Consider the following 25,102-nt stretch of genomic DNA (forward strand, 5'->3'; position numbering starts at 1 on the left):
CGAAGAACCGACGGAGACGAGAACGATGAGCGTGAGCGACCAGGGCGCCACCGTGTGGCTGACCGGGCTGCCGAGCGCGGGCAAGACCACCATCGCCTACGCGCTGGCCGAGCGGCTGCGCGCCGAGGGCCACCGCGTGGAGGTCCTCGACGGAGACGAGATCCGCGAGTTCCTCTCCGCCGGCCTGGGCTTCGGCCGGGAGGACCGACACACCAACGTGCAGCGGATCGGGTTCGTCGCCGAACTCCTCGCGAGCAACGGCGTCAAGGCACTGGTGCCGGTGATCGCGCCGTTCGCCGACAGCCGCGAGGCCGTCGCCAAGCGGCACGCCGCCGAGGGCACCGCCTACCTGGAGGTCCACGTGGCCACCCCGGTCGAGGTCTGCTCCGAGCGCGATGTGAAGGGCCTGTACGCCAAGCAGGCGGCGGGCGAGATCTCCGGTCTGACCGGGGTCGACGACCCGTACGAGGCTCCGGACTCCCCGGACCTGCGGATCGAGTCGCACACGCAGTCCGTGCAGGAGTCGGCTTCGGCCCTGTACGCGCTGCTCACCGAGAGGGGTCTGGCATGACGACCGTCGCCCACCTGCACGACGGGACCGACGCTCCCTACGCGCTGTCCCACCTCGACGCCCTCGAATCGGAGGCCGTCCACATCTTCCGCGAGGTGGCGGGCGAGTTCGAGAAGCCGGTGATCCTGTTCTCCGGCGGCAAGGACTCCATCGTCATGCTGCACCTGGCGCTGAAGGCGTTCGCGCCCGCGCCGGTGCCCTTCACGCTGCTGCACGTCGACACGGGCCACAACTTCCCCGAGGTGCTGGAGTACCGCGACCGCACGGTCGCCGAGCACGGTCTGCGGCTGCACGTGGCCTCCGTCCAGGAGTACATCGACGCGGGCAAGCTGCGCGAGCGCCCCGACGGGGTCCGCAACCCGCTGCAGACGGTGCCGTTGACCGAGGCGATCCAGAGCCTGAAGTTCGACGCCGTCTTCGGCGGAGGCCGCCGCGACGAGGAGAAGGCCCGCGCCAAGGAGCGCGTGTTCTCCCTGCGCGACGAGTTCTCCCAGTGGGACCCGCGCCGCCAGCGCCCCGAACTGTGGCAGCTGTACAACGGTCGCCACGCCCCGGGCGAGCACGTGCGCGTGTTCCCGCTGTCGAACTGGACCGAGCTGGACGTGTGGCAGTACATCGCCCGGGAGGGCATCGAGCTGCCGCAGATCTACTTCGCCCACGAGCGCGAGGTGTTCAAGCGCAACGGGATGTGGCTGACGGCCGGCGAATGGGGCGGCCCGAAGGAGGGCGAGACCCCCGAGAAGCGGCTGGTCCGCTACCGCACCGTCGGTGACATGTCCTGCACGGGTGCCGTCGACTCCGACGCCACCACGCTGGACGCCGTGATCACCGAGATCGCCGCCTCCCGCCTCACCGAGCGGGGCGCGACCCGCGCCGACGACAAGATGTCCGAGGCCGCGATGGAAGACCGCAAGCGCGAAGGGTACTTCTAGACATGACCTCCACCACCGAGCAGTTCGCCGATCTCGCGGCGACCACCCTGCTGCGCTTCGCGACCGCCGGTTCCGTCGACGACGGCAAGTCCACGCTGGTCGGACGCCTCCTGCACGACTCCAAGTCGGTCCTGACCGACCAGTTGGAGGCCGTGGAGGCCGCCTCCGCGCGGCGCGGGCAGGACACCCCGGACCTCGCGCTGCTCACCGACGGCCTGCGCGCCGAGCGGGAGCAGGGCATCACCATCGACGTGGCGTACCGCTACTTCGCCACCGCCCGGCGCCGGTTCATCCTGGCCGACACCCCCGGGCACGTGCAGTACACCCGCAACATGGTCACCGGCGCCTCCACCGCCGACCTGGCCGTGGTCCTCGTCGACGCCCGCAACGGCGTCATCGAGCAGACCCGCCGGCACGCGGCCGTCGCGGCCCTGCTGCGCGTCCCGCACGTGGTCCTCGCCGTCAACAAGATGGACCTCGTCGGCTACGAGGAGGCGGTCTTCGCGAAGATCGCCGAGGAGTTCACCGCGTACGCCTCCGACCTGGGCGTCCCCGAGATCACCGCGATCCCGATCTCGGCCCTGGCCGGGGACAACGTCGTGGAGCCCTCGGCGCACATGGACTGGTACGGCGGCCCGACGGTCTTGGAGCACCTGGAGACGGTCCCGGTCAGCCACGACCTGACCGCCTGCCCGGCGCGTTTCCCGGTCCAGTACGTGATCCGGCCGCAGACCGCCGAACACCCCGACTACCGAGGCTACGCGGGCCAGATCGCCTCCGGCGTGCTGCGCGTCGGCGAGGCCGTCACTGTCCTGCCGTCGGGCCGCACCTCCGTCATCGAGGGCATCGACGCGCTCGGTGAGAGCGTCGACATCGCCTGGGCGCCGCAGTCGGTGACGCTGCGCCTGCGTGACGACATCGACATCTCGCGCGGTGACCTGATCGCCCCGTCCGCGAGCGCCCCGGCCACCACCCAGGACGTCGAGGCGACGGTGTGCCACGTCGCGGACCAGCCCTTGGCCGTCGGCGCCCGGGTGCTGCTCAAGCACACCACGCGCACCGTCAAGGCGATCGTCAAGGCGATCCCCTCGCGGCTGACCCTGGACGACCTGTCCCAGCACCCGGACCCCGGGCAGCTGGTCGCCAACGACATCGGCCGCGTCGTCGTCCGTACCGCCGAGCCGCTCGCGCTCGACTCGTACGCCGCCTCGCGCCGCACCGGGTCCTTCCTGCTGATCGACCCGTCGGACGGCACCACGCTGGCGGCCGGCATGGCGGGCGAGGCCTTCGCCGCCCACGCCGACGAGGCCGGGGCGGTCCGGGCGGACGACGAAGGGTGGGACTTCTAACCCATGCCCGCCGACATCTACTCCACCTTCGCCAAGGAAGGCGGCCGCGTAGGCAGCGGCCACCTCGGCAGCGGCCAGGGAGGGGTGGGGCGATGTGCGCGATGACGTACGCGCACCGCATGCGCGCCCACACCCCCCACCAGCCGTACCCGCCCGCGCTCCGCAAACGAAGACCCGCGCCGTGACCCCACGGCGCTCCGAGAGGAAACCCTCCCGTGCCTGCCACCGGTACCACCGCCCGTAAGACCCTGCGCCGCAGTGTCGTCGCCGCTTCCGCCCTCCCGCTCCTGATCGGCGCGCTCGCCTCCTGCGGCTACGGCTCGCAGGCGCAGGACGACGCCAAGCCGGCCGCCGTGCCCGCCGCGGACGCCAAGAAGCTCTCCGCCCCCGAGGTCCGTATCGGGTACTTCCCGAACCTGACGCACGCCACCGCCCTGGTCGGCCTCCAGGAGGGCCTGATCGCCAAGGAGCTCGGCGGCACCACCGTCAAGCCGCAGACCTTCAACGCCGGTCCGTCCGAGATCGAGGCCCTGAACGGCGGCTCTCTCGACATCGGCTTCATCGGCCCCTCGCCGTCGATCAACGGCTTCGTGAAGTCCAAGGGCCAGAACCTGCGGATCATCTCCGGCTCCGCCTCGGGCGGCGTGAAGCTGGTCGTGAACCCGGACAAGATCAAGACCCTGGACGACCTCAAGGGCAAGAAGATCGCCACCCCGCAGAAGGGGAACACGCAGGACGTCGCGTTCCTCAACTGGATCTCCCAGAAGGGCTGGTCGGTCGACCCCGAGTCCGGCAAGGGCGACGTCTCCGTCGTCCGCACCGACAACAAGGTCACCCCCGACGCCTTCAAGCAGGGTTCGATCGACGGCGCCTGGGTGCCGGAGCCGACGGCCTCCAAGCTCGTCTCCGAGGGCGGCTCGGTCCTCCTCGACGAGACCTCCCTGTGGCCCGACAAGAAGTTCGTGATCACCAACGTCATCGTGTCGCAGAAGTTCCTCAAGGAGCACGCGGACGTGGTCGAGGCCGTGCTCAAGGGCACGGTGAAGACCAACGAGTGGATCAACGCCAACCCGGAGAAGGCGAAGGCCTCCGCCAACGCGAAGCTGGCGGCGGACGGCGGCAAGCCGCTCGACGCGAAGGTCATCGACCCGGCGTGGCCGAGCATCCTCGTCACCGACGACCCGCTGGCGAGCACGCTCAAGACGGAGTCCGACTGGGCGGTCAAGGCCAAGCTCATCGAGCAGCCCGACCTGACCGGCATCTACGACCTGACGCTCCTGAACAAGGTGCTCAAGGCGGCCGGCAAGCCCGAGGTCTCCGACGCCGGTCTCGGCGTCAAGTAAGTCCGGAACCCGAATCCCCCAGGAGGTGACGACCATGGCCACCACGCTTGCCAAGGCTGCCGAGGGCGCGGTAGTGGAGCGGACGCACGCCGCGCGCATCGAGCACGTCTCGAAGTCCTTCCCCGGCCCGGCCGGATCGCAGCTCGTCCTGGACGACATCAGCCTCGATGTCGCTCCGGGAGAGTTCGTCACCCTCCTGGGGGCCTCGGGGTGCGGTAAGTCCACCCTGCTCAACCTGGTCGCCGGACTCGACAAGCCCAGCGCGGGCCGCATCGAGACCGCCGGCCGCCCCGCCCTGATGTTCCAGGAACACGCGCTGTTCCCCTGGCTGACGGCGGGCAAGAACATCGAACTGGCCCTGCGGCTACGCGGCGTGGCCAAGGCCGACCGCAAGCCGGAGGCGGAGCGGCTGCTGGAGCTCGTGCGGCTCGGCGGCGCGTACGGCAAGCGCGTCCACGAGCTGTCGGGCGGCATGCGCCAACGCGTGGCCCTGGCCCGCGCCCTGGCCCAGGACAGTCGGCTGCTGCTGATGGACGAGCCGTTCGCGGCGCTGGACGCCATCACCCGGGACGTGCTGCACGGCGAGCTGACCCGGATCTGGGCGGAGACCGGCGTCTCCGTCCTGTTCGTCACGCACAACGTCCGCGAGGCCGTGCGTCTGGCCGAGCGCGTGGTCCTGTTGTCCTCGCGGCCCGGCCGGATCGCCAAGGAATGGACCGTGGACATCCCGCAGCCGCGCCGCATCGAGGACGCGGACGTCGCGGAGCTGTCCCTGGAGATCACTGAACACCTGCGTGGGGAGATCCGCCGCCATGGCCAGCACTGAAACCGCCCCCAAGGCCAAGAGCGACGACCTGGCGGGCCTGGAGGCCGGCCTGGACGCGCTCGACGCGGTCCAGACCCACCGCACCCCGGTCCGCGAGGTCCTCCTCAAGAAGATCCTGCCGCCGGTCGTGGCCGTCGGCCTGGTCCTCGTGGTGTGGCAGGTCCTCGTCTCGGCCCAGGTCACCGACCAGAGCAAGCTGCCCTCCCCGTCCGCGGTGTGGGACGGCCTGACCGACATGTGGCTCAAGGGCACCCTGCTGGACGTCATCTGGACCAGCGTCTCGCGCGGTCTGCTCGGCTTCCTGCTCGCCCTGGCCATCGGCACGCCGCTCGGCCTGCTGGTCTCGCGGGTGAAGTTCGTCCGCGCCGCCATCGGCCCGATCCTGTCCGGACTCCAGTCCCTGCCCTCCGTGGCGTGGGTGCCGCCGGCGGTGATCTGGCTAGGCCTGAACGACTCGATGATGTACGCCGTCATCCTGCTCGGAGCGGTGCCGTCCATCGCCAACGGCCTCGTCTCGGGCGTCGACCAGGTCCCGCCGCTGTTCCTGCGAGCCGGTCGCACCCTGGGCGCCACGGGGCTCAGGGGCACCTGGCACGTGGTCCTGCCGGCCGCGCTGCCGGGCTACCTCGCCGGTCTCAAGCAGGGCTGGGCCTTCTCGTGGCGCTCGTTGATGGCCGCCGAGATCATCGCGTCCTCCCCCGACCTGGGACTGGGTCTCGGACAGCTGCTGGAGAACGGCCGGAACAACATCGACATGCCGGGTGTCTTCCTCGCCATCTTCCTGATCCTCATCGTCGGCATCGCCATCGACCTGCTGATCTTCAGCCCGGTCGAGCGGTGGGTGCTGCGCAACCGCGGCCTGCTGGTCAAGAGCTGAGTCCCGTGTTCCGCGCCCCCGTCCTCCTCGTCATAGCCCACGGCAGCCGCGATCCGCGGCACGCCGCGACCGTGCACGCCCTCACCCGGCGCGCCCGGGCACAGCGGCCGGGGCTGCGCGTGGAGACGGCGTTCCTGGAGTTCGACGCCCCGTCCGTGCCGCAGGTCCTCTCCCACCTCCACCGGGCGGGGGTACGGGAGGTGGTGGCCCTGCCGCTGCTGCTCACCCGGGCGTTCCACGCGAAGACGGACATCCCCGCGGTGCTGGCGGAGGCGGTCGCCGGCCTCCCGGGCCTGACGGTCCGGCTCGCGGACGTGCTCGGCCCGTCGCCGTTGCTGACGGCGGCCCTCGAACGCCGGCTCCGCGAAGCCGGCCTCACCCCGGCGGACCGCGCCGGCACCGGTGTGGTGCTGGCGGCCGCCGGCTCATCGGACCCGGAGGCGATCGCAGTGATCGCTGAAATCGCGCGGGAGTGGCGGCACACCGGTTGGTGCGCCGTGCGGCCTGCGTTCGCCTCCGCCTCGTTGCCCCGTACGGAGGACGCCGTACGGGCGCTGCGCGCCGAGGGCGTCCGACGCGTGGCCGTGGCCCCCTACGTGATCGCCCCCGGCCGGCTCCCGGACCGCATCGCGGCGGGCGCGGAAGCCTCGGGCGCGGACCTCGTGGCCCCCGTCCTCGGCGCGGCCCCGGAACTGGCCCGCCTCCTCCTCCACCGCTACGACGCGGCCGCCTCCCCCCTGACCTCCCTCCCCATGTCGGCCTGACCCCTCGCCCCGACCGCCGAACGCCGCGCCCACGCACCCCCGACCGAAGCCCCTCCCCAGACCGCCCGACGCTTGACCGGCCGCGCGGCGGAACCGCCCCCCGGCGCCCCGACTCCTGAGCGGCAGGCGCACGGCGGACAAAGGGAGGCCGGGCCGGAGCGCCACGCGCACGCCGCACGGGCAGGGCGCCGGGGCGGGAGCCGCACCGCGGCAGCCCGCCGATTGACGGCAGACGCGCCTGGCGGACCGGCGCCGCCGCCCGGGGCGCGACCCTGACCGTCCCGACACTCCCCGGACCGCTTCCGCCCGAAGGGGCCGGGGCCCCGGGCCCGTGTTCCGAGCCGCCTCCGAAGACGCCGGCCGTCCGGTGTATCCGGCGTACAAGGGCACGCACGCGCAGGGCCCGGACCGGCCCGGGGTACGGCGCCCGGACGGGCACCCGCGCACTGGGGCGACCGGCGACGGTTACGCTCGCGCCGCCGCCTCGTCGGCCAGGGCCGTCAGGTCCTCGATCGACATCGATCCCGGCGGCAATCCCTCCCGCGCGAAGATGTTCGCCGCATGGCGCAAGGTCTCGTTCACCGGCGTCGGCACCCCGTGCGACCGCCCCAGCAGGCAGATCTCCCCGTTGAGGTAGTCCGTCTCCACCGACCCCGTCCCCCGGGCAAGGCTCTGCCACGACGACCCGCCCCGCGCGCCCGCCGGCTGCTCGACCTTGCCGTCACGGGCCGCCGACTGCTCGGCCTCGGAGGCGTGGGCGATCCCGGCGGCCTCGAACGCGGCCTTCGCCTCACGGATCGCCCTGAGCAGCAGCGCCCCCTTCGCCGGAGCCGGTTCGGGACCCGTCGTCGCCTGGATCGCGTTGCCGAGGTTGCCCAGCAGCTTGGCGTACTTCCACCGCATGACGTCCTCGACGACCGGCGCCCCGAAGCCCGCCTTCTCCAGATCGGCGGCGATCGCCCGGACCCGCGCGTCCGTTCCCCCGGCCGCGCGGCCCAAGTGCAGGATGCCGGTCAGCGGCGCGCACAACGCCGAGACCACGCCCGGCTCCAGGAAGGTGGCGGGCAGCCAGACGCACACCCCGTACACGCGCGCGAAGCGCCGGAGGGCCAGCCGTTCGCTCTCCACGCCGTTCTGCAGGCACAGCACCGGCAGGCGCTGCGCCGCGGTGCCGCCGCCCGCGACCTCCGCGTCCCCCCACGCGTCGAGCGCCGCGATCGCGTCCTGCGTCTTCACGGTGAGCAACAGCACGTCGTCGGGTCGCAGTTCGCCGAGCTCCGCCGGGGCGGTGACGACGGGCATCCGGTGCACCCGCTCTCCCCCGATCGTGGCGAGCCGCAGCCCGTCCGCCGCGAGCGCCTGCGCGTGCGCGCCCCGGGCGACGAGTACGACGTCGAGGCCCGCTTCGGTGAGCCGTCCGCCGATGGTCGCGCCGACCGCCCCGGCGCCGATGATGATGTATCGCATGGCTTCGAGCCTGGCACATGCCGCGCCCGACGGGTTCGGCCCGGGTGGCCGTCGGGTCAGTCCCGGGTCAGCTCGACCAGCTTGACGACGGTGTTCCAGTTGCGGGTCGTCGCGTCGAGGCCCTTGAGCAGGGCCGGTCTGTGGAGCACCTCTCCCAGCTTGGAGGTGCCGAGGCCGCCCGGCGCGTAGAGGTAGACCACCCGGTCCCCCAGGCGGAACTCCTCGGGGAGGAACGCCTGCGCGTCGATGCCGGCGTAGCGTTCCGGGGAGGGCGGCGCGGACAGGAACATCACGTGGAGCTGCCTGCCTTCGAGTTCCGCGGCCGGGAACGGACAGGCGTCGGCCACGGCGCGCAGGTGGGGGCCGTCCACGACGAGGCAGGGCACGCGGAAGCCGAAGTGCGCCTCGATGGCCGCCTCCAGCTCGCGGGCGAGCTTGTCGGGGTCGCGCTCCGTACTGCTGAACACGGCGTTGCCGCTTTGCAGGTACGTCCGGACGTCGCCGTGGCCGAGCTGCTCCATGACGGCGCGCAGCTCGGCCATCGGGACCTTCTTGTTCCCGCCGACGTTGATTCCGCGCAGGAGGGCGGCGTAGGTCGTACGCTCCGTGGGCTTGGGGCTCATGCCCCAAACGATATGACGCCACACTGACAGCGTCGGCGGTCGCGACGGGTCGCGGCGCCACCGGAGGTCAGGGCGGTTCGGTCTCGATCGGGTCCGCGGCCTGTCGCGCGCCGCCCTCGACGGCCCCGCCCGCGCGTACGGCCTCGGCACGGGCGCCCGCGCCGGGGTCGGCGATCAGGGCGAGTACGGCCGCCGCGGGGTGCGGGCGTCGGGCGTCCTCCATGGGGACGTGCCGGCCGATGCCCGGTCCCGGGGCATGCCGGCGTTGCCGAACCGGCGACGGGGGATCAAGCCGGGCAGCAGGGGGGATGGCAGACTGTCCCGGACGTGGTGGCGGGGAGATCCGGACAGGGACGGGCGACGGCGGGATGGACGAGGCGCGGGCCAGCGACGTACTGACGGCGGCGGGCTTCACCGGCGGGGCCGAACTGTTGGCCTTCGGCGAGAACGCGGTGTTCGCGGTCGGCGACCTGGTGGTGAAAGTGGGCCGGGAGGCGGCGCTGCTGGAGCGCGCCGAACGGGAGGTGGCGGTCGCGGACTGGCTCGCCTCCTGCGAGGTGCCCGCGGTGCGGGCGGCCGAGCCGCGGGCCCGGCTGGTGGAAGGGCACCCCGTCACGGTGTGGCACCGCCTCCCGGACGCGCTCCGCCCGGCCGGCCCGCACGATCTGGCGCTGCTCCTACGACGCGTCCACGCCCTGCCCGCACCGCCGTTCGCGATGCCGGCGCGGGACCTGCTGGGCGGCGTCGAACGCTGGCTCCGGCTCGCCGGGGACGCCATCGACCCGGCCGACGCGGCGTACCTGCGGGCCCGGCGCGACGCCTACGCCGGCCAGGTGGCCGCGCTGACCTCCCACCTGCCGCCCGGCCCGATCCACGGCGACGCCCTGCCCCGCAACGTCCATGTGGGCCCGGACGGGCCGGTGCTCGTGGACCTGGAGACCGTGTCGGCCGATCTGCGGGAGCACGACCTGGTGGTGATGGCCCTCTCCCGCGACCGGTACGGGCTGCCCGACGGGGCGTACGAGGAGTTCGTGACCACCTACGGCTGGGACGTGCGCGAGTGGCCCGGCTGCGCGGTGCTCCGCGGAGCGCGCGAGACGGCGAGCTGTGCGTGGGTCTCCCAGCACACCCCGACGAACCCGGCGGCCGTCGCGGAGTTCCGCCGCCGCGTCGCATCCCTGCGCGAAGGCGACACCGAGGTCCGCTGGCACCCCTTCTGAGCGCCCCGCGGCCGGCCCGCGAGAAGCCCGAACCCCATGAGGCTCCAACGTAGAGCCGCCGTGCCGCCTCCGGACGGGTCGACAGCGTGAGCGCGAACGGCCCCCGGCACCGCCCGGGCAACGGAGCACCGGCACCACCGCGCGGCCCGTCGGCGGTCGTCAGGCCCCGGCCGTGGCCGGTATGTGCGTCCGCAGGGGCCACGCCGTGTCGATGACGGCGTCCGGGCTCCCCTGACCCCGGAGGTACGCCTGGAAGTCACGGGCCCAGCGGGCGTGCCAGGCACCCTGACGGTCATGCAGGTCCGCCGGACTGAGCGCGGCCACCTCCGGGTGCCGGGCCGCTATCGCCCGGGCGACCTGGACCGCCGCCAACGCGTCCGCCCCCGCGTCGTGCGCGGCGTCGAGGACGACGTCGTACACCCCGCACACGGCCTCCAGGGTGCGTTTCCCGCGCCGGTAGCGGTCCACGGCACGGTCGATGGTCAGCGGGTCCACCACCGGCCCCGTCCGCGCCCCGCCCAGCCGGTCCGCGAGCGACGGCAGCCCGTGCCGGGCCAACTCCGCCGTCAGCAGCGACAGATCGAAGGCGGCGTTGTAGGCGACGACCACCGCGCCGCGCAGCCAGTGGTCGGTCAGGACCGCCGCCACCTCGTCGGCGACCTGCCGCACCGGCCGGCCCTCCGCGACGGCCCGGGCCGTACTGATGCCGTGGATCGCGGAGGCCTGTTCCGGGATCGGTATCCCCGGGTCAGCGAGCCAGGCCCGCCGCTCCCGGACCTCGTCACCGCGCACCTCGACCACCGCGGCGGTCACGATCCGGGACTCCCCCGGCTCCGTGCCCGTCGTCTCCAGATCGAATCCGACCAGCGCTCCCCCGTGCCACGCCGCCATGGCGCCCCTCCCCCGTACCTACATCCGGTCAACGGCTTTCAGCCTGCCACGGGCCACTGACAGTCAGGACACCGGCCGGGAATCCTCCCAAACCGATTCGAATTCCTCCCGGTACGTGGTGAAAAGTCCGTGCTCGGCGTCCTTCGGAACCCCCCGGCCGCCTCCGCGCAACACCAGTACCGGCGCCTCCATGCCCCGCGCCCGCCGCAGGTACGACTGGACGACCGCGATGCCCGAGGTCTCCCCCTCCACCAGGTACGCCGTGAAGCGGGGCGTCTCGTCGAAGACGTGGATCTCGAACCGTGACGCGTCCCGCAGGCCCGCCCGCACCCGCCGCACGTGCAAGATGTTCATTTCCACCGAACGGCTCAGCTCGCCCTTGCGCAGCCCCAGCTCCCGCTCGCGCCGCTTGACGGCGCTGCTCGCCGGGTTCAGGAACAGCAGCCGCACCCGGCAGCCCGCCTCCGTGAGCCGGACGAGTCTTCGGCCGGAGAAGTTCTGGACCAGCAGGTTGAGACCTATGCCGATGGCGTCCAGCCGGCGCGCGCCCCCGAACAGGTCCTCCGCCGGGAGCTGGCGCTGGAGCCGCACCCGGTCGGGGTGGACGGAGATGACGTCGGCGTACCGGTCCCCCACCAGGTCCTCGACCGCGTCGATCGGCAGCCGGTCCGCCGCCGGACTGCCCGCGCCGCCGCCCAGTACCTCCAACAAGCGCGCGGAGGCCCGCTCGGCCTGTTCCAGGACCGGCCGCGAGAGCGCCCGGTTGCGGGAGACCACGTTCCGGGTGACCTCCAGCTCGTCCAGGGCCAGCTCGATCTCCCGCCGGTCGTCGAAGTACGGTTCGAAGCAGGGCCAGTGCTGGACCATCAGCTCGCGCAGTTGGGGCAGCGTCAGGAAGCTCAGCACGTTGTCGTCTGCCGGGTCCAGCAGGTAGCCCTTGCGCCGGCTGACCTCGCGTACGGCCACCGCCCGCTGGACCCACTCCTGCCCGGCGGGCCCCGCCGCCGCGACGACCCAGTCGTCCTGGCCGTGCACCGGTTCGTAGATCGGCCTCAGCACGGCGCCGACGACGGCCCGCAGCCGCTGCTCGATGAGGTTCAACCAGATGTACGCGCGCCCGGCCCGTTGCGCGCGGGTGCGGACCTCGCTCCACGCGTCCGTGCCCCAGTCCAGTTCGGCCCCGGCCCGGGCGCTGCCGGGCTCCGGCGGGGCCAGTGACACCGCCCCGGCCGGCACTCCGGCCTGCGCGCTTCCAGGGGCGTCCGCCGGGCCACCCTCGTGCCCGCTGTCACCAGGGGGCAGCTCCAGACCTCCCGAGCTCACCCGTGCACCGCCTTCTGCGTCTGGACGCCCGTCTCCAGTGATCACGGAAGGGTACTCCGCGCGCGCGGCCCCACGCAGCCCGATGGTCCGTACACCGAGCGGCCGTTGACCCATTATCCGATGCCCGGACAGTCCGCTGACCCGGATATCAGCTCTCCGGGTCACCCGGTAGAACCATCCCAAGTCCACGCGTGGAGACCTCCTTTCGGGGAAGATCTGGCAGAGACGTTGTCCATGCCCGATCAGCCGGGACGTCAGCCGACACAGGGAAGAGTCGTTATCTATGCAGGTCTGGCCGGGACAGGCGTATCCGCTGGGTGCCACGTACGACGGCGCCGGAACCAACTTCGCTGTCTACTCCGAGGCCGCTCGGCGGATCGAGCTGTGCCTGCTGCACGACGACGGCTCGGAGACCGCCGTCGAACTCCGCGAGACGGACGCCTTCGTCCGGCACGCCTACCTGCCCGGCATCATGCCCGGCCAGCGCTACGGCTTCCGCGTCCACGGCCCGTACGAGCCCGAGCACGGCATGCGCTGCAACGCGGCGAAGCTGCTGCTGGACCCGTACGCGCGGGCCGTCAGCGGCAGCGTGGCGTGGGGCGAGGAGGTGTACGGCTACCACTTCGGCCGCCCGGACTCGCGCAACGACCTCGACTCGGCCCCGCACACCATGACCTCGGTGGTGGTGAACCCGTACTTCGACTGGGCCAACGACCGCCCCCCGCGCCACGAGTACCACCAGACCGTGTTGTACGAGGCCCATGTCAAGGGCCTGACCATGCGGCACCCCGAGCTGCCGGAGGAGCTGCGCGGCACCTACGGGGCGCTCGCCCACCCGGCGGTCATCGGGCACCTCACCAAGCTGGGCGTGACGGCACTGGAACTGATGCCGGTGCACCAGTACGTCAACGACCACCGCCTGGTCGACGACGGCCTGAGCAACTACTGGGGCTACAACACCATCGGTTTCTTCGCGCCGCACAACGGCTACGCGTCCGGCGACCGGGGCGAGCAGGTGCTGGAGTTCAAGTCGGCGGTCCGCGCCCTGCACGAGGCCGGGATCGAGGTGATCCTGGACGTGGTCTACAACCACACGGCCGAAGGCAACCACCTGGGCCCGACGCTGTCGTTCCGGGGCCTGGACAACGCCTCGTACTACCGGCTGGCGGACGATCCGCGCCACTACATGGACACCACGGGCACCGGGAACTCGCTGCTGATGCGGTCCCCGCACGTCCTCCAGCTGATCATGGACTCGCTGCGCTACTGGGTCACCGAGATGCACGTGGACGGCTTCCGCTTCGACCTCGCGGCGACCTTGGCCCGGCAGTTCCACGAGGTGGACCGGCTGTCCTCGTTCTTCGACCTGGTGCAGCAGGACCCGGTGGTGAGCCAGGTAAAGTTGATCGCGGAGCCCTGGGACCTGGGCGAGGGCGGCTACCAGGTGGGCAACTTCCCGCCCCTGTGGACGGAGTGGAACGGCAAGTACCGCGACACCGTACGGGACTTGTGGCGCGGGCAGCCGCGCACGCTCGCGGAGTTCGCCGGACGACTGACCGGATCTTCGGACCTCTACCAGGACGACGGGCGACGCCCGCTCGCGTCGATCAACTTCACCACCTGCCACGACGGGTTCACCCTCCACGACCTGGTCTCCTACAACGAGAAGCACAACGAGGCCAACCGGGAGGGGAACCGGGACGGCGAGACCCACAACCGGTCCTGGAACTGCGGCGTCGAGGGGCCGACCGAGGACCCTGAGATCCTGGAACTGCGCGAGCGCCAGATGCGCAACTTCACGGCGACCCTCATGCTGTCCCAGGGCGTCCCGATGCTCAGCCACGGGGACGAGTTCGCCCGCTCGCAGGGCGGCAACAACAACGCCTACTGCCAGGACAACGAGCTTTCGTGGGTGCCCTGGCCCGAGCCGGGCAAACCGACGCCCGCGCAACTGGAGTTCACCCGTCAGATGGTGTGGCTGCGCCGGGACCACCCGGTGTTCCGGCGACGCCGGTTCTTCCACGGCCGGCCCGTGGAGGGGACGCACGACGAGCTCTCGGACATCGCCTGGTTCACCCCGCACGGCGAGGAGATGCGGGCGCGCGACTGGCAGGCGCAGCACGCGCGTTCGCTGACGGTGTTCCTCAACGGCGAGGCCATCTCGGAGCCCGGCGCGCGCGGGGAGCGGATCACCGACGACTCGTTCCTCTTGATGTTCAACGCGGGCGCCGAACCGCAGGAGTTCACCATCCCGGCGGGACACGGGGCGCGGTGGCAGCTGGTGGTGGACACCGCGAAGCCGGAGGTGCTGCCGCCCGGCACCGGCCCGCAGTACGCGGCCGGCGACCGGGTACCGCTGACCGGACGCTCCCTGGTGGTCCTCCAGCGCCCGGAGGGTGCCTGAGGCAGGGTGTCGCGAACGGCGCCGGCCGGGTCGGGGCGGGCGCCTCGGCCCGGCGCGCGCGGGCCCGGCGGCACGCGGTCGCACGCTGCGGCGGACAGGCGGGCGTCACCCGGATGCGGGGGGAATGGCAAGGAATCCGGCTGGGCGGGTACGTAGGTTCTCATGAGCCAGTCATACGATCGCGCCCGACCGACACCTGACGCCCCGACCGTCGGCACGCCGGCCTCCACCTACCGTATCCAGCTCTGTCCCGAATTCCCGTTCGCCGCCGCCGAGGCGGCCGTGCCGTACCTCGCCTCGCTCGGCGTGTCCCATCTGCACCTCTCCCCCTCCCTGGAGGCGGTCCCCGGCTCGACGCACGGGTACGACGTCACCGACCACTCCCGGGTACGGGAGGAGCTCGGCGGTGAGGCCGGGCTGCGCGCGCTCGCCCGGACCGCGCGCGAGCACGGGCTCGGCCTCGTGCTCGACATCGTGCCGAACCACATGGCGGTCCCCGCGCCGCTGCGCCTCAACCGCGCCCTGTGGGAGGTCCTGCGGGACGGGCCCCGGTCCCCGTACGCGCGTTGGTTCGACATCGACTGGGAGGCCGGCGGCGGGCAGGTCCTGCTGCCCGTGCTCACGGGCCCCCTGGAGCCCCAGTCGCTCACGGTCGAGGGGGACGTGCTGCGCTACGGCGACCACGAGTTCCCGCTGCGGGAAGGGACGGCCGGGCTGCCGATGCCGGAACTGGCGGCGGCGCAGTTCTACCGGCCGGCGTTCTGGCGCGAGGCCCGAACCTCCCTCAACTACCGCCGTTTCTTCACCATCTCGGACCTCATCGGAGTCCGGGTGGAGGACCCGGAAGTCTTCGCCGCGACCCATTCCAAGATCCTGGAGCTGGTCCGGGACGGGGTGCTCCAGGGGCTGCGGATCGACCACGTGGACGGGCTGGCGGACCCCGAGGGGTACCTGCGGCGACTGCGGGCGGAGGCCGGCGAGGGCTGCTGGGTGGTGGTGGAGAAGATCCTGGCCCGCTCCGAACGCCTGCCCGCCTCCTGGCCGGTGGCCGGCACCACCGGATACGACGCGCTGCACCGGGTGGACGGGGTGTTCACCGATCCCGTCGGAGCCGCCGAACTGATGCGGGACTACGTCAAGTCCACGGACACGGGCTCCTGGGCGGAGACGGCCGAGGCGTGCGCCCGGGAGGTACTGACCGGTGATCTGGCGGCCGAGCTGGCCGCGCTGGAGCGGATGGCCGGCTTTGAACTGCGCCCCGCCGTCGTCGAGTTGTTGGTCGCCAACCCGGTCTACCGACCCTATCCGGGCGGTCCCGGACTGCCGTCCGAGGCGCAGGAGCGGGCGGCCGCGCTGGTCGGCGCCGGCCCGGTGGACGCCGTACTCGACCTCCTGCGCCGCGATCGCGCGTTCGAGGCGCGCTTCGCCCAGACCTCGGCGGCCCTGCGCGCCAAGTCCCTGGAGGACCGGGCCTTCTACCGCTGGGCCCCGTTGTTGTCCGCGACGGAGGTGGGCGGGGAGCCCGGGGACCCGGCGGTGTCGGTCGAGGAGTTCCACGCGTACTGCGCGGACCTGGAGCGCGACTGGCCCGCCTCGGGGACGGCGCTCTCCACGCACGACACGAAGCGCAGCGCCGACGTACGGGCCCGGATCTCGGTGCTCTCGCAGGCGCCGGAGCTGATGGCGGGGGCCGGCGCGGTCCCGGACGCCCAGCTGGCGTGGGTGGCCCGGCAGAGCGCGCTGGGCCTGGGACAGATCCCCGAGCGGGAGTCCCGGCTGGCGGCGGCCCTGCTCAAGGGGGCCCGTGAGGCGGCGCTGCGTACGTCCTGGACCGATCCGGACGAGGAGTACGAGGGGGGCATCGTCGCCCCGCCCGAGGTGGACCTCCCGCCGGACCTGGCGGAGGCGGCCCGTGCGAACGTGTTGGGCATGACCCTGCTGCACCTGGCCATGCCCGGGGTCGCGGAGGTGTACCAGGGGACGGAGAGCGAGTACCGGGCCCTGGTCGACCCGGACAACCGTCGGCCGGTCGTCTTCCCCCACGAGGAGCTGGCCCGGCTCGACGGGGGCGGTGTCCCGCACGGCCTGGCGGGCGAGAAGCTGGCCCTGTCGGCGGCTCTGCTGCGGCTGCGGCGCGCCCGGCCGGAGCTGTTCACGGGCTACCGGCCCCTGGCGGCCCGAGGTCCGGCGGCCGGACACTGCGTGGCCTTCGGCCGCTCGCCGGGCCTGGTCGCGGTCGCCACCCGACTCTCGCACCGGCTCGTCGGCGGGGGCGGCTGGCGCGACACGGCCCTCCCCCTCCCGCCGGGCCGCTGGACGCCGCTGCTGCACGAGGGCTCGTACGAGGGCGAGGCGCTGCTGTCGCACCTGCTGGCCGACAGCCCGGCGGTGGCCCTGGTCCGGGCCGAGTAGGCCCGGCGTGCCCGGGTGCCGGTCGCGGTCGTCGGCGCACGACCGCGACCGGCGCGCGCGTCGGGAACCGCGACGGGCCCGTGGCCCCGTACCGCGAGGGATGCCTCCCGGACCGCTGCCGGAGTTACCCTCCCAGGATGGAACGCGCAGAGGTTCTGAAGCGAGTCATCGGCATCCTCACCGAAGCCCAGGAGATCCGCAGGGCGGCCGAGGCCGGGGAGGAGGACGAGGTCCCCGCGGCGGAAGCGGGGGTCGTCACCCAGTTGCTGAACGAGATGCTGCCCTCGATCAGCGTTCCGGCCGAGTCCTCCCCGCAGCAGGTCGCCCGTCTGGTGGCCGAGGCCCTCGGTCCGGCCCTGCACACGATGGTCGCCGGCTTCAGCCTGGCCTTCACGAGTCTCGCGATGGCGCACGACAGCGGTCGGACGGACCTCTCCTCGATCCAGGTCCTCCAGCAGCTCGCCCTCGAAGTGGAGTCGGGGGCCTTCGACGAGGACTCCTGAGGACCCGGGACTCGGAACCCGCAACCCGGGACTGGGAACCCGGGACTCGCAACCCGGGACCCGGCGCCCCCGGGCCCCTTGTAGATCGTTCCCCGGATCACCCCCGGCAAGGCGTTGGCCAGGGCTTTTCCCGGATTTTCGGAGAAATGAGGGGCGCGCGGAGCAGTACGGGGCGTGCGCGGCGGGCATGGCATGAGGTGTGACCCTCCTTCGAGACATGCGCTACCCCACCCCGCACCAACTCGCCGTGGCCGCACACTCCCTGGCGGACGAACATCCGGCCCGGGCCCGGGTGCGCCGCGTCGGCCTCTCCCGGGGCGGGGAACCCCTCTGGGTGCTGTCCGTCGACGCCGCGCGGCCGGACGAGAACGTACTGGTCGTCGCCGGGGCGCACGCCAACGAGCCCGTCGGCGGGGCGACCGCGCTCGCCCTGGCCCGCCGCATCATCGCCGAGCCGGCCGCCGCCAACGGCTGCGGCTGGCACTTCCTGCTCTGCGCCGACCCGGACGGCGCGGCCCTGCACCGCACGCCGCGCCCGTACTCGCTCCTCGACTACCACCGGGCCTTCTTCCGGCCCCAGGGGCCCGAACAGCCCGAGTGGGCGCCGTCCTTACTGCCCCCGGACCGGCTGCCGCCCGAGACCGTGGCCCTGACCTCGCTGATCGACGAACTGCGGCCCGTCCTCCAGGTCTCCCTGCACGGCACCGACCTCGGCGGTTCCTGGGTGCAGCTCACCCAGGACATACCCGGTCTCGCGGAGCCGTTCGCCAAGTCGGCCGCCGAGCTGCGCATCCCCGTCGAGACGGGGGCGTCGGACGCCACAGGCTGGCCCTCGCCGGGGCCGGGGATCTTCGTCATGCCCGAGCCGGGGAGCGGACCCGACGGAGCCTTCCACCCCGAGGACACCCGGCTCAGCACCTGGTACCACGCCCACCGCTACGCGGGTACCACCGCGATCGTCGAAGTCCCGATGTGGGCCTCCGACTCGGTGGACGACCCGGCTCCGCACCCCGATCCCCGGCGCGCCCTGCGGATGCTGGCCGCCCGGCTCACCGCCGACACCGCCCGGGTGGCCGCCGTTCGGGACGAGGTACGCGACTGCGCGCCGCCGGGCGGGGTCGCGCCGCTGCTGCGCGCGGTGGACTGGACGCTGGCGCTGACCCCACGGATCGCCGCGGAGTGGGCCGGCCCGGGGGCTCCCACCGAGGCCACGACGGCCCACATCGGCAGCATCGACGCGTTCGGCCGGCGGCTGTCGCTGCGCGCCGCCGCGATGCTGCTGCGCGTGCTGCGGGCGCAGGGTCACCCGGCCGCGGCCGGGCTGGACCGGCTCGTCACCGGCTGGTGCGAGGAGTTCGCGGCGCGGTTCCAGGCCCGCTGGGTACCGGTGGCCACCCAGGTCGAGCACCAGTCCCGGACGGCATTCGCGGCGTGCGAGCGGCTGACGGCGGCCATCCGGTAGGGGGCGGGCCCCGCAGGGAGGGAGTAGCGGCGCTTGTGGCGGCCGGTGGCGCCGAGCCGGTCGTGGAAACGGATCGCGCCCTCGTTCGGCGAGCAGCAACCACACCCGCGGGTCGGCGCCGAACAGGACGGGGCCGAGTCGGTCCTCCAACCCCGGCGGGCGCGGCTGCGACTCCTCGTACGCGACGCCGGGCCCCCGCAGCGGCGCGCCCCGAACGGTCTATCCGGCGGAGAGCCGGAAGGACATCTGCCCGAAGCCGACCTGATCGCCGTCACGGACCATCGCGGAGCCGGTCACCCGTCGCCCGTTGACGGTGGTGCCGTTCGTCGAACCGAGGTCCGTGAGCACCCACACGCCGTCGCGCAGGCCGAGTTCGGCGTGCGCCCGCGAGACGGTCTCGTGGCTGAGCCGCAGTCCGTTGCCGGGGTCGCGGCCGATCCGCAGGGGTGCGGCGCTCGGGTGCGGCATCAGCAGCGTGGGCAGTTTCTCCGTGCGCCAGGCGCGACGGACGCCGACGCTGACGGCCGAGGCGCGGCCGACCCAGCCGAACAGGCGACGCGCCCAGGGGCTTTCGGCCTGCTCCCGCGCCTGGAGGTCGGCGGTCAGGGCGGCCAGTTCCTCGGACCGGCGGGCGATGAGCGCGAGTTCCATCCGTCGCAGGAAGGTGTCGTGGGAGAGCCTGCCCAGCGCCGCCCCCTCGCGGAGCTCCCCCAGCACTCGGTCGCGCTGGGCGTCGGAGACCCGCGGCGCGGGATAGGCGGGGAACTCGAAACCGGACGTCACAGGGTGATTGTCGGCCCGTCGTGGGCAGAGTGTCCAGAACTCCCCCGCCCCTGCCGGGATGATGGGCCCCAGTGAGGGCGACAGGGCCAGGTACCGCCGGAGACGAGGGGACCGTCCGTGCAGTTCGAGGTGTGGGCACCGCAGACAGGTCGGGTCGCCGTGCGACTGAACGACACCGCCTACGAGATGACCCGTGATCCGGCGCCCGACCGCGCCGGCTGGTGGGTCGTGGAAGCCCCGGCCGGCGACGGGGACCGGTACGGCTTCCTGCTGGACGACGATCCGCGGCCCCTGCCCGACCCGCGCGGCCGTCGTCTCCCCGACGGTCCGGACGGCCTGTCCGCAGTGGTCGACTTCACACCGCTGCGTCCCGACGCGCCGTCACCGCGCGTCCCCCTCCAGGACGCGGTCCTCTACGAGCTGCACGTCGGTACCTTCACCCCCGAGGGCACCTTCGACGCGGCCGCCGCCCGCCTCCCCCACCTCACCTCGCTCGGCATCACGCACGTCGAGCTGATGCCGGTGTGCCCCTTCCCCGGCCGGCACGGCTGGGGGTACGACGGGGTCGCGCCCTGGGCGGTGCACGAGCCGTACGGGGGGCCGGCCGGGCTGGCCCGGTTCGTGGACGCGGCGCACTCGGCCGGCTTGGGCGTGGTGTTGGACGTGGTCCACAACCACCTCGGTCCGTCCGGGAACCACCTCCCCGCCTTCGGGCCGTACTTCACCGACACCCACCGCACGCCGTGGGGCGCGGCGGTCAACCTGGACGCGCCCGGTTCGGACGAGGTCCGGGCGTACTTCATCGGCAGCGCCCTGGCCTGGCTGCGGGACTACCGGATCGACGGACTGCGGCTGGACGCCGTCCACGCGCTGGCCGACGGGCGGGCGCTGACCTTCCTGGAGGAGTTGGCGGCGGCCGTGGACGGGCTGGCGGCGGAGACCGCCCGGCCGCTGTTCCTGATCGCCGAGTCCGATCAGTGCGACCCGCGCACCACCACCGCGCGCGCGGCCGGTGGCCTCGGCCTGCACGCCCAGTGGAACGACGACTTCCACCACGCCCTGCACTGCGCCCTCACCGGCGAGTCGCAGGGGTACTACGCCGACTTCGCGGTGACCCCGTTCGCGGCCCTCGCCAAAACCCTGACCCGTGCCTTCTTCCACGACGGCACCTGGTCCTCCTTCCGGGGCCGCACCCACGGCCGCCCCGTCGACCGCCGTCGGACGCCCGCGCACCGGTTCGTGGGCTACACGCAGACCCACGACCAGATCGGGAACCGGGCGCTGGGCGACCGGCTGTCCGCCTCGCTGTCCCCGGGGCTGCTGGCGTGCGCGGCGACGCTCGCGCTGACCGGGCCGTTCGTGCCGATGCTGTTCATGGGTGAGGAATGGGGCGCGGACACGCCGTGGCAGTACTTCACCGACCACCCCGATCCGGAGCTCGCGGAGGCCGTACGGACCGGCCGGCGCCGGGAGTTCGCGGCGCACGGCTGGAAGGAGGAAGAGATCCCCGACCCGCAGGACCCGGCCACCCGGGACCGGTCCTGCCTGGACTGGAGCGAGCCGGAGCAGGTGGGGCACGCCCGGCTGCTGGAGTGGTACCGCACCCTCGTGGCGTTGCGCCGCGGCCATCCGGACCTGCGCGACCCGGACCTGGGGGCGGTCCGCGTCGCCTACGACGAGGAGCGGCGCTGGCTGACCTTCCGGCGCGGTGACGTACGCGTGGCGGTGAACCTCTCCCGCGAGCCGGTGACGATCGCGCTGGGCCGCAACGGGGTCCGTGTGCTGGCCGCCTGGGAACCCCTCGAACAGCCCGGCGGGGACGGACGCATCCACGTCCCGGGCGAGTCGGCGGTGATCCTGGGACCGTGAGCCCGGCCGGTGGCGCGGGATCGTGAGCCCCTACGGCGCTTGCGTGAGCCGCGCGGCGACGGCGAGCGCCGCGCCCGTGGGGGCGCCCGGCGCGAGGAGTTCCGTACGGTGCACCAGACGCGGCGACTCCAGCGGTACGGCGACCCCGGCGCGGGCGGCCCGCGCCACCCGCAGCGGCAGCAGGGCCAGGCCGTGGCCGGCGGCGGCGAGGGCGCACAGGGCGTGCAGGTCGGTGCCGTCGTAGCGCAGGGACGGGGCGGTGCGGACGGCGGCGGGCGCGAGCCCCACCCCGGGGGCGTCGAGCCAGCGCGCGTCGGCCAGGTCGTCCAGTCGGACGGCGGCCCGCCCGGCGTACGGATGCCCGGCCGGGAACAGGACCGCGAGTTCCTCCTCCGCGACGCCGGTGACGCGCAGCGGGGCCACGTCGGGGAGCCGGAGCGGATCGCTGGGAGCGGCCGGACCGTCGACGAGCCCGAGGTCACAACCCCCGGCGGCGACGACGGCCGGCACCTGCCCCGGGGGCAGCACGCGCAGGGTGACCCCGGTCGCGGGGAGGGCGGACAGCAGGCGGGGGCCGACGGCCAGCGGGGACACGGCGAGGGTGACCCGCCCGGGCGGCGCGGCGGCCAGCCGCAGCACGTCGGCGCGGGCGGCGTCGAGGCGCAGCAGCAGCGGCCCGGCGTGTTCGAGGAGCCGCTCCCCGGCGGGCGTCGGCGCCACGGGCCGCCGGGTCAGCAGTTCGGCCCGCAGGTCCGACTCCAGGGCGGCGATGTGCTGGGAGACGGCGGACTGGGTGTAGCCCAGCTCCCGAGCGGCGGCGGAGAAGGAGGTCAGCCGGACGACGGTGACGAACGTGCGGAGCAGGTGCGGATCCATGCGCCCCAGCCTGCCACCGGCTCCGCGGCCTCTTCCCCGGAGCCGGCCCCGGGCCGCTCCGCGGGGCGCCCGCCGTCACCCGCGTTCGGCGCGCCCGGGCGGGCCCCGGCCCCGACGTCCTTATCGTGGGCGGGGTGAGCATCCCCAGTGGCCCCGCGGGCCGCAGCAGGCCGCTGCGCGCATCCCGTACCGACTCCGCCGGCGCCGTGTACGGCTCCCTCCTCGCCACCTCCGTGGTGGCCACCGCCGGCGCCACCGGCAGCTTTCCAAGATTTCAGCTCGTACTCCTCCTGGTCATCACGGGCCTGGTGTTCTGGGCCACCCACGTCTACGCCCAGCTGGCGGGGGAACGGCTGGTCGGCGAGCCCTGGAGCCGGCACGAGATCCGCCGGGTCGCCCGACACGAGTGGCCCATCGTGGAGGCCGCGGTGCTGCCCGCGGCCGCGGTCGCCCTCAGCGGCCTCTTGGGGCTGGACTACGCGGGAACGGCGTGGCTGGCCATGGGCGTGGCGGTGGCACAGCAGGTCATCTGGGCCTGCCTCGGCGCTGCCCGCGCCGGCGCCACCCGTCGCCAGTTGGCGGCCGAGGGCGTCGTCAACCTCGTCCTGGGTCTGATCATCGTGGCCACCAAGGCCGCGCTGAAGCACTGAGGCGCCAAGCGCCCACGCGCTGAAGCGCCGAACCGAGCCGCGTCCCAGGGGCGATCAGTTCTGCTTATCGATCATGCAGGAACAATCGTTGGCGCTGAACGCCCTCACGGCTCCAGGATGGGACGCATGATCACCACCACCGCACGGATCGTCCTGGTCGGCGACCGCTCCCCGCACGTGAAGTCCCACACCCGTATCCCGCTCCTCCTCGACGCCCTCGCCTCCCGCGACGGGCTGGTCCTCGACGCCTACTGGCTCCCGACCGCCGACGCGGAGGCCGAAGCCGCCTCGGGGGCGCTCGCCCGGTTCGACGCGGTGTGGGTGCTGCCCGGCAGCCCGTACGCCAGCGAGGCGGGGGTGCTGGCGGCGATCCGGATCGCGCGCGAGGAGCGCGTCCCCTTCCTCGGTACCTGCGGCGGCTTCCAGCACGCGCTGCTGGAGTACGCCCGGAACGTCTGCGGGATCAGCGGCGCCGCGCACGCAGAGACCGACCCCGACGCCGAGGACCCGGTGATCGCTCCGCTCGCCTGCTCGCTCGTCGGCCACGAGGGTCTCGTACGGGCCGAGCCGGGCTCGCTGGCCGAGTCCGTGCTCGGCGCCGAGCGGAGCCTGGAGCGCTACCACTGCGATTACGGTCCGGCGCCCCGCCACCTGCCGGCCTTGGAGACCGGCGGGCTGCGCTTGTCGGGGCACGACGAGGACGGGCAGGTCCGCATCGCGGAGCTGCCCGGGCACCCCTTCTTCCTGGCCACCCTGTTCCAGCCGGAGCTCGCCGGTGACGGCACCAGGCCGCACCCGATCGTGAAGGCCCTCGCGGCGGCGGCCGTGTCGCACGCCGCCCGGAACCACAGCGCCCGGAGCCACACCGCCCGGACACCCACCGCCGAGGCCCCGGCCGCCCGATAAGGAGTCGCAGGACCACCCTCCTGATCAGCTATGCTGTGCGTGCACGACGAACGGGTGGTCCGCCGCCCTTCGTGGTGGGTGTAGCTCAGTTGGTAGAGCACCTGGTTGTGGTCCAGGTGGCCGCGGGTTCAAGTCCCGTCACTCACCCTGTCGACCCTGTGGGGGTACGAGGTTCTTCCTCGTACCCCCACAGGCGTTCCTAGCTCCGCAGGAACGCCTCGATTTCGGTCGCGAACGCCACCGGCGTCTCCTGCGGCGGGTAGTGGCCGGCGCCGGGGATCGTGCGGACGCGGCAGTTGGGGTACCAGACCTTCCAGGTGGCCCGCATCACATCGGCGGTCAGGGCGAGGTCGTACTCGCCGACGAGCGCCAGCACCGGGACGGTGTTCCCCTTCACCTGCGCGGACAGGTCCAGCGGCTGCCAGCTCGCGAGGTACGCGGCGAAGGCCTCGGGGCGGGAGATCGCCCGCGAGTGGGCGACCATGCCGTTCACCCAGTGCCGGCTCGCGCGGTTGCCGGTGACCAGGTCCAGGATGACGCGCCGGTTCTCGGGGTTCTCGGGGGCGCCGTAGAAGAGTTCGTGGGTGGCGTCGTCCATCTCGTACGGGGCCGCCGGCACCGGGGCGAGCCCGATGAGCTTCTCGATCCGTTCGGGCGCCCGGACCAACACCTGCTGTGCCGCCTTGGCGCCCATGGAGTGGCCCAGCAACGAGAAGGTGTCCCAGCCGAGCTGGTGGGCGAGTTCGAGGACGTCGTCGGCGATCTCCGGGAGGCTGTACCGGCCGGTGACGTCCCGGCGTTCGCCGTAGCCCCGGTAGTCGAGGAAGGCGTACGAGAACCCCTCGGGGTCCAGGTAGTCGAGCACGGAACCCCAGCTGGCGGACGTACCGAACCAGTCGTGCAACACGACGACGCGAATGGGGCCGGTGCCGATCCTGCGGTGGGCGATGGCCATGCGTTCTCCCTCGGTGACGGGGGTGGCGTGGAAACCGACGCCGTACGTTCTGCCCACCGCTCCCCCCGTCACACCGTGGGCCCCCACCGCCCCCGC

The 25,102-nt window shown here is 73.2% G+C and carries 23 protein-coding genes and 1 tRNA gene; 16 read left to right on the top strand and 8 right to left on the bottom strand.

Annotation, left to right across the window (positions count from 1 at the left end):
• Nucleotides 1-25: 25 nt before the first annotated feature.
• From cysC to ACV7NM_RS07615, 7 genes are all read left to right on the top strand, one after another.
• Complete coding sequence (gene cysC, locus ACV7NM_RS07585; protein ID WP_463409555.1) at nt 26-571, top strand: adenylyl-sulfate kinase; 546 nt, start codon at nt 26-28, stop codon at nt 569-571.
• On the top strand, nt 568-1,503 hold the full coding sequence (gene cysD, locus ACV7NM_RS07590; RefSeq protein WP_463409556.1) for a sulfate adenylyltransferase subunit CysD: 936 nt from the start codon (nt 568-570) through the stop codon (nt 1,501-1,503). Before cysC ends, cysD begins: the two co-directional genes overlap by 4 nt.
• A gap of 2 nt (nt 1,504-1,505) precedes the next feature.
• A complete protein-coding gene (locus tag ACV7NM_RS07595; RefSeq protein ID WP_463409557.1) occupies nt 1,506-2,852 on the top strand; it encodes a sulfate adenylyltransferase subunit 1 in 1,347 nt (448 codons plus the stop codon).
• A 215-nt stretch (nt 2,853-3,067) separates the two neighbouring features.
• Nucleotides 3,068-4,195 carry an aliphatic sulfonate ABC transporter substrate-binding protein gene (locus ACV7NM_RS07600; protein WP_463409558.1) on the top strand — a complete coding sequence of 376 codons (1,128 nt, stop codon included), beginning with the start codon at nt 3,068-3,070 and terminating at the stop codon, nt 4,193-4,195.
• 25 nt (nt 4,196-4,220) lie between these two features.
• Complete coding sequence (locus ACV7NM_RS07605) at nt 4,221-5,021, top strand: ABC transporter ATP-binding protein (protein ID WP_463409559.1); 801 nt, start codon at nt 4,221-4,223, stop codon at nt 5,019-5,021.
• The gene (locus ACV7NM_RS07610; protein ID WP_463409560.1) at nt 5,008-5,898 is read left to right on the top strand and encodes an ABC transporter permease; all 891 of its coding nucleotides are present in this window, start codon (nt 5,008-5,010) and stop codon (nt 5,896-5,898) included. The genes ACV7NM_RS07605 and ACV7NM_RS07610 overlap by 14 nt, the downstream gene beginning before the upstream one ends.
• A 5-nt stretch (nt 5,899-5,903) precedes the next feature.
• Nucleotides 5,904-6,662 (top strand): sirohydrochlorin chelatase, encoded by a 759-nt coding sequence (locus tag ACV7NM_RS07615; RefSeq protein ID WP_463409561.1) that lies wholly within the window; start codon nt 5,904-5,906, stop codon nt 6,660-6,662.
• 465 nt (nt 6,663-7,127) lie between these two features.
• On the opposite strand, the gene ACV7NM_RS07620 is transcribed toward ACV7NM_RS07615, so the two are convergent.
• The 3 genes from ACV7NM_RS07620 to ACV7NM_RS07630 all read right to left on the bottom strand — a co-directional run bounded on the left by ACV7NM_RS07620 (nt 7,128) and on the right by ACV7NM_RS07630 (nt 8,975).
• A complete protein-coding gene (locus ACV7NM_RS07620; RefSeq protein WP_463409562.1) occupies nt 7,128-8,129 on the bottom strand; it encodes a ketopantoate reductase family protein in 1,002 nt (333 codons plus the stop codon).
• Between the two features lie 56 nt (nt 8,130-8,185).
• The gene (locus tag ACV7NM_RS07625; RefSeq protein WP_463409563.1) at nt 8,186-8,752 is read right to left on the bottom strand and encodes a DUF1697 domain-containing protein; all 567 of its coding nucleotides are present in this window, start codon (nt 8,750-8,752) and stop codon (nt 8,186-8,188) included.
• A 67-nt stretch (nt 8,753-8,819) separates the two neighbouring features.
• A complete protein-coding gene (locus tag ACV7NM_RS07630) occupies nt 8,820-8,975 on the bottom strand; it encodes a hypothetical protein (RefSeq protein ID WP_463409564.1) in 156 nt (51 codons plus the stop codon).
• Between the two features lie 145 nt (nt 8,976-9,120).
• On the opposite strand from ACV7NM_RS07630, the gene ACV7NM_RS07635 reads away from it, so the two are divergent.
• Nucleotides 9,121-9,972, top strand: a complete 852-nt coding sequence (locus ACV7NM_RS07635; protein WP_463409565.1) for a phosphotransferase enzyme family protein — start codon at nt 9,121-9,123, stop codon at nt 9,970-9,972.
• 159 nt (nt 9,973-10,131) lie between these two features.
• Here ACV7NM_RS07635 and ACV7NM_RS07640 read toward each other — a convergent pair whose 3' ends face one another.
• Nucleotides 10,132-10,863 carry an exonuclease domain-containing protein gene (locus ACV7NM_RS07640; protein WP_463409566.1) on the bottom strand — a complete coding sequence of 244 codons (732 nt, stop codon included), beginning with the start codon at nt 10,861-10,863 and terminating at the stop codon, nt 10,132-10,134.
• Between the two features lie 63 nt (nt 10,864-10,926).
• Nucleotides 10,927-12,186: an SAV2148 family HEPN domain-containing protein gene (locus ACV7NM_RS07645; protein WP_463409567.1), complete on the bottom strand. Its 1,260-nt coding sequence runs from the start codon at nt 12,184-12,186 to the stop codon at nt 10,927-10,929.
• A 283-nt stretch (nt 12,187-12,469) separates the two neighbouring features.
• Here ACV7NM_RS07645 and glgX point away from each other — a divergent pair, with 283 nt between their 5' ends.
• The 4 genes from glgX (at nt 12,470) to ACV7NM_RS07665 (ending at nt 18,967) form a co-directional block, all read left to right on the top strand.
• Complete coding sequence (gene glgX / locus ACV7NM_RS07650; RefSeq protein ID WP_463409568.1) at nt 12,470-14,590, top strand: glycogen debranching protein GlgX; 2,121 nt, start codon at nt 12,470-12,472, stop codon at nt 14,588-14,590.
• A gap of 162 nt (nt 14,591-14,752) precedes the next feature.
• Nucleotides 14,753-17,002, top strand: coding sequence for a malto-oligosyltrehalose synthase (gene treY, locus ACV7NM_RS07655; RefSeq protein WP_463409569.1), 2,250 nt, complete (start codon nt 14,753-14,755; stop codon nt 17,000-17,002).
• 137 nt (nt 17,003-17,139) lie between these two features.
• Nucleotides 17,140-17,505 carry a hypothetical protein gene (locus ACV7NM_RS07660; protein ID WP_136216655.1) on the top strand — a complete coding sequence of 122 codons (366 nt, stop codon included), beginning with the start codon at nt 17,140-17,142 and terminating at the stop codon, nt 17,503-17,505.
• A gap of 217 nt (nt 17,506-17,722) precedes the next feature.
• Nucleotides 17,723-18,967 (top strand): M14 family zinc carboxypeptidase, encoded by a 1,245-nt coding sequence (locus tag ACV7NM_RS07665; RefSeq protein ID WP_463409570.1) that lies wholly within the window; start codon nt 17,723-17,725, stop codon nt 18,965-18,967.
• Between the two features lie 219 nt (nt 18,968-19,186).
• Here ACV7NM_RS07665 and ACV7NM_RS07670 read toward each other — a convergent pair whose 3' ends face one another.
• Nucleotides 19,187-19,750 carry an FHA domain-containing protein gene (locus tag ACV7NM_RS07670; RefSeq protein WP_463409571.1) on the bottom strand — a complete coding sequence of 188 codons (564 nt, stop codon included), beginning with the start codon at nt 19,748-19,750 and terminating at the stop codon, nt 19,187-19,189.
• Between the two features lie 117 nt (nt 19,751-19,867).
• Here ACV7NM_RS07670 and treZ point away from each other — a divergent pair, with 117 nt between their 5' ends.
• A complete protein-coding gene (gene treZ, locus ACV7NM_RS07675; protein ID WP_463409572.1) occupies nt 19,868-21,619 on the top strand; it encodes a malto-oligosyltrehalose trehalohydrolase in 1,752 nt (583 codons plus the stop codon).
• 30 nt (nt 21,620-21,649) lie between these two features.
• Here the strand turns inward: treZ and ACV7NM_RS07680 are convergent, their stop codons facing one another.
• The gene (locus ACV7NM_RS07680) at nt 21,650-22,495 is read right to left on the bottom strand and encodes a LysR family transcriptional regulator (RefSeq protein WP_463409573.1); all 846 of its coding nucleotides are present in this window, start codon (nt 22,493-22,495) and stop codon (nt 21,650-21,652) included.
• Between the two features lie 134 nt (nt 22,496-22,629).
• Here ACV7NM_RS07680 and ACV7NM_RS07685 point away from each other — a divergent pair, with 134 nt between their 5' ends.
• The 3 genes from ACV7NM_RS07685 (at nt 22,630) to ACV7NM_RS07695 (ending at nt 24,198) form a co-directional block, all read left to right on the top strand.
• A complete protein-coding gene (locus tag ACV7NM_RS07685; protein ID WP_463409574.1) occupies nt 22,630-23,145 on the top strand; it encodes a hypothetical protein in 516 nt (171 codons plus the stop codon).
• A 126-nt stretch (nt 23,146-23,271) separates the two neighbouring features.
• Complete coding sequence (locus ACV7NM_RS07690; RefSeq protein ID WP_463409575.1) at nt 23,272-24,051, top strand: CTP synthase C-terminal region-related (seleno)protein; 780 nt, start codon at nt 23,272-23,274, stop codon at nt 24,049-24,051.
• A gap of 74 nt (nt 24,052-24,125) precedes the next feature.
• Nucleotides 24,126-24,198, top strand: a tRNA-His gene (locus tag ACV7NM_RS07695).
• A gap of 52 nt (nt 24,199-24,250) precedes the next feature.
• Here the strand turns inward: ACV7NM_RS07695 and ACV7NM_RS07700 are convergent.
• Nucleotides 24,251-25,063, bottom strand: a complete 813-nt coding sequence (locus ACV7NM_RS07700) for an alpha/beta fold hydrolase (protein ID WP_463409576.1) — start codon at nt 25,061-25,063, stop codon at nt 24,251-24,253.
• Nucleotides 25,064-25,102 lie beyond the last annotated feature (39 nt).

This window comes from Streptomyces sp. Tek67B01 (assembly GCF_055231995.1).

Excerpts from the sequence above, each read along its gene's own strand:
- cysC (WP_463409555.1), top strand. The coding sequence starts at position 26 with ATGAGCGTGAGCGACCAGGGCGCCACCGTGTGGCTGACCGGGCTGCCG.
- cysD (WP_463409556.1), top strand. The coding sequence starts at position 568 with ATGACGACCGTCGCCCACCTGCACGACGGGACCGACGCTCCCTACGCG.
- ACV7NM_RS07595 (WP_463409557.1), top strand. The coding sequence starts at position 1,506 with ATGACCTCCACCACCGAGCAGTTCGCCGATCTCGCGGCGACCACCCTG.
- ACV7NM_RS07610 (WP_463409560.1), top strand. The coding sequence starts at position 5,008 with ATGGCCAGCACTGAAACCGCCCCCAAGGCCAAGAGCGACGACCTGGCG.
- ACV7NM_RS07620 (WP_463409562.1), bottom strand. The coding sequence starts at position 8,129 with ATGCGATACATCATCATCGGCGCCGGGGCGGTCGGCGCGACCATCGGC.
- ACV7NM_RS07625 (WP_463409563.1), bottom strand. The coding sequence starts at position 8,752 with ATGAGCCCCAAGCCCACGGAGCGTACGACCTACGCCGCCCTCCTGCGC.
- ACV7NM_RS07630 (WP_463409564.1), bottom strand. The coding sequence starts at position 8,975 with ATGGAGGACGCCCGACGCCCGCACCCCGCGGCGGCCGTACTCGCCCTG.
- ACV7NM_RS07635 (WP_463409565.1), top strand. The coding sequence starts at position 9,121 with ATGGACGAGGCGCGGGCCAGCGACGTACTGACGGCGGCGGGCTTCACC.
- ACV7NM_RS07640 (WP_463409566.1), bottom strand. The coding sequence starts at position 10,863 with ATGGCGGCGTGGCACGGGGGAGCGCTGGTCGGATTCGATCTGGAGACG.
- glgX (WP_463409568.1), top strand. The coding sequence starts at position 12,470 with ATGCAGGTCTGGCCGGGACAGGCGTATCCGCTGGGTGCCACGTACGAC.
- treY (WP_463409569.1), top strand. The coding sequence starts at position 14,753 with ATGAGCCAGTCATACGATCGCGCCCGACCGACACCTGACGCCCCGACC.
- ACV7NM_RS07660 (WP_136216655.1), top strand. The coding sequence starts at position 17,140 with ATGGAACGCGCAGAGGTTCTGAAGCGAGTCATCGGCATCCTCACCGAA.
- ACV7NM_RS07665 (WP_463409570.1), top strand. The coding sequence starts at position 17,723 with ATGCGCTACCCCACCCCGCACCAACTCGCCGTGGCCGCACACTCCCTG.
- ACV7NM_RS07680 (WP_463409573.1), bottom strand. The coding sequence starts at position 22,495 with ATGGATCCGCACCTGCTCCGCACGTTCGTCACCGTCGTCCGGCTGACC.
- ACV7NM_RS07690 (WP_463409575.1), top strand. The coding sequence starts at position 23,272 with ATGATCACCACCACCGCACGGATCGTCCTGGTCGGCGACCGCTCCCCG.